Here is a 3,369-nt window from a genome sequence, read left to right on the forward strand (position 1 = left end):
TTCGCACAGTGGACCTCGGGTGCCTGCGGGCTCCCGGTCTTCCCTGCGCCCTCTTCATCTCAGAGGGCGAGAGATCAAAGCAAAGCTCGGGCGAGATCGGCCGCGAGGATGAATATGCACGTCTGCAACGACACGCTCGCGTCATCCGCCGACGCCCAAGATCTCACATGCCCGGTATCACATCCCGATGTCGAACACGTTCGGCAATTGGCCCGCCAGAGGCAGTGCGGTGGCGCCGAGGAAGGTCGCGACCATCGCCATGAGGCGGCGATTATTGTGACGCTTGCCGCGCATCTGGCCGGCGATCCATTCCAGCATCTCGCTGTTGACCTTGGAGGCATAGGACGGCGCCCAGCTCTCGATCTCGGTGTCGGCCGCCAGCGCAACGCTGCGTGGCGGCACCTTCAGGCCCGAGGCGCTCGCGGCATAATGGGCCACGGCCTTGGCGAGCAAATCGTCGAAGCGGCCGCCGTCGGTGCGCTCGGTCGCGGCCTCGTTGATCTCGAACAGCACTTCGGCCTCGGCGCGGCTGACCGGCTGGTCGTTGACGGCGGTGGCCGTGAGGATGCGCGTGCACCAGGCGGTGTCATCGGCATCGAGCGAACGGGAGAAATGCACCCTTCCCTTGGTGGTCGGCCCCTCTCCGGTGATCACCCCGTCGCGCACGACGGAGAGTGCATGGGCCGCGGTATCGCGGCAGGACGGTTCGAGGGAGGAGGACTCGGCAGATTTAGGCGCAGCGGCGGACATAGTTCACTTCCAGATTTCTTCTGACGGACCAGCAATTTCATGCCGGCGTAAAGGGGTGGTTAACGATTCGATACGGCGATCGCGACTTCTCCAGATGGTTGCCAATTGGTCGCTGTGAAGACCACGATGGTTCTGGGATGCGCCGGGCGAGCGTGATGGAAGTCATAAAAGGCATTATCGGGGCGAGCGATACCGTGCGAGCCCGGGTGGAGATGTTTCGCCGCAGGTGCAGCCGTAACAATAAGTTGCTAGGAAACCGGCCCTTCAGGGAAGGAATTCACATTTTACGTGAGCCGGTTCAGTTGTCGTTCACTTAGGCCTGTAACGCCCCTATACTGAAAGCGACGGCCAGAGACGAATTCCCCAGTAAATTCAATGCGATGAGGTAACATCATGACACTTCCGATCGGCGCCACCGCGCCCGACTTCGAAGCCGAGACCACCGAAGGCAAGATCAAGTTTCACGACTGGATCGGCGACAGCTGGGCGCTCCTGTTCTCGCACCCCAAGGACTTCACGCCGGTTTGCACGACCGAGCTCGGTGCGCTCGCCAGGCTCAAGCCGGAATTCGACAAGCGCGGCGTCAAGCTGATGGGCCTCTCGGTCGATCCGGTCGATCGTCATGCCAAATGGTCGGAAGACATCATGGAGACGCAGGGCGCGGCTCCGAACTACCCGATGATCGGCGACACCGATTACAACGTCTCGAAGCTCTACGGCATGCTGCCGGCCGCGATCTCGGGCGATCCCCTCACCCGCACCGCCGCCGACAACCAGACCGTCCGCAACGTCTTCATCATCGGGCCGGACAAGAAGATCAAGCTGGTGCTGGTCTATCCGATGACCACGGGCCGGAACTTCCAGGAAATCCTGCGCGTCATCGACTCGCTCCAGCTCACCGCCAAGCACCGCGTCGCCACCCCGGCCGACTGGTCGCAGGGCGACGACGTCATCATCGCGGGCTCGGTCTCCAACGACGAGGCCAAGACGATCTACCCGCAAGGCTGGAAGGAGCCGAAGCCCTACATCCGAATCGTGCCGCAGCCGAAATGACTTATGGCGGTCGCGCGAGCGACCGCCATAAGTCATCCCGGGGCGATGCGTCAGCATCGAACCCGGGATCTCGAGATTCTCTGGTGCGCAATTGCACACCAGAGTTCGGTCCTATGGACCGCCCCGGAATGACCAAGTAGCGATTACGCCGCCCGCACGCGGTCGAGGAAGCCGTCGACCTCGGCCAGATGCAGGCTCTCGCCCGACAGGGCCTTTGCGGAAGCAAACATCCGGCTCGACGTCTCGCCGGTCTCGCTGGCGCCCTTCGCGGCTTGACGGACATTGACCGCGACATCGGCCGTGCCCGAGACCGCGGCGCGCACGCTGGCCACGATGTTGTGGGTCGCGCCCTTCTGCTGCTCGACCGCCGCCGAGATCGAACCGGCGATGCCGCTGATGCGCTCGATGGTCTGGCTGATCCCCTTGATTGCGGCGACTGATTCCTCGGTCGCGAGCTGCATGCTCTCGATCTGGTTCGAGATCTCGTCGGTGGCCTTGGCGGTCTGGCCGGCGAGCGTCTTGACCTCCTGGGCCACCACCGCGAAGCCGCGGCCGGCATCGCCCGCGCGCGCCGCTTCGATCGTCGCGTTCAGCGCCAGCAGGTTGGTCTGCTCGGCGATGGAGGTGATCAGCTTGACGACGTCGCCGATGCGCGAGCCGGCTTCCGAGAGCTGCGCAATGCGCTGGTCGGTCGCCTCGGCCTGCCGGACCGCCTCGGCGGAGATCTGGTTCGACTCCTGCACCCGGCGGGTGATCTCGGAAATCGATTGCGACAGCTCGTCGGAAGCCGATGCCGCCGAACGCACGTGCTCGGAGGCGTTTTCGGAAGCGCCCGCCGACTGCGCCGACAGCTCCGCCGTGGCGCGCGCGGCCTCGGTGAGTTGGTGCGCGGTGCGCTCGAATTCGCCGGACGATGCCAGCACCTTGTCGAGAATGCCGCCGACGCTGCCGCGGAACTCCTCGACGAAGTTGCGCAGCTCGGCCTTGCGCTGCTCGGCGGCAGCAGCACTTGCCGCCGCCTGCTCGCTGCGCAGGCGCGCCCGCTCCTGCGAATTGCTCCTGAATACAGCCACCGTGCGGGCGATCTCGCCGATCTCGTCGGCCCGGTCCTCGCACTCGATCGCGACGTCGCTCTGGCCGTTGGCAAGCGCGGTGAGCGAGCGCGTCACCGAGGTCAACGGCCGGGTGATGCGGCGGACGACCAGCAGGGTCAGGACCAGGACCAGCAGCGCGGCGAGCCCGGCGGCGGCAGCCATGCCCTCCATCGCCTGGGACAGCATGGTCTCGAACTGCGCCATGGGGATGCCGACATAGAGGATGCCGGCGACCTTGCCGCTCGCGTCCGCGATCGGGAAATAGGCGGTCATGAACGTCTTGCCGAACAGCGTGGCCGGGCCCTTGTAAGCCTCGCCACGGCGCAGCGGCGCCTGGCCCGGATGGTCCGCGGCGAGCTGGGTGCCGACCGCGCGATCGCCGTTTTCCTTTTTCACATTGGTCGAGCGTCGCACGAACTGCCCGCTCACCTCGTCGAACACGAACAGCGTCGCGTTGCCGCCGACATAGGAC

General features: G+C 65.1%; 3 protein-coding genes. 1 reads left to right on the top strand and 2 read right to left on the bottom strand.

The features are described from left to right. Positions 1–177 precede the first annotated feature (177 nt). Positions 178–750 (bottom strand): hypothetical protein, encoded by a 573-nt coding sequence (locus JHD07_RS35925; RefSeq protein ID WP_291630804.1) that lies wholly within the window; start codon positions 748–750, stop codon positions 178–180. A gap of 393 nt (positions 751–1,143) precedes the next feature. Between JHD07_RS35925 and JHD07_RS35930 the strand changes: the two genes are divergently transcribed. Continuing rightward, positions 1,144–1,803, top strand: coding sequence for a peroxiredoxin (locus JHD07_RS35930; protein WP_291630806.1), 660 nt, complete (start codon positions 1,144–1,146; stop codon positions 1,801–1,803). 143 nt (positions 1,804–1,946) lie between these two features. On the opposite strand, the gene JHD07_RS35935 is transcribed toward JHD07_RS35930, so the two are convergent. Next, positions 1,947–3,369, bottom strand: a 1,423-nt coding sequence (locus tag JHD07_RS35935; RefSeq protein WP_291630808.1) for a methyl-accepting chemotaxis protein, incomplete at its 5' end; no start/stop codon positions are given.

It is taken from the genome of Bradyrhizobium sp. (genome assembly GCF_016462955.1).
Taxonomy (GTDB): Bacteria; Pseudomonadota; Alphaproteobacteria; order Rhizobiales; family Xanthobacteraceae; genus Bradyrhizobium.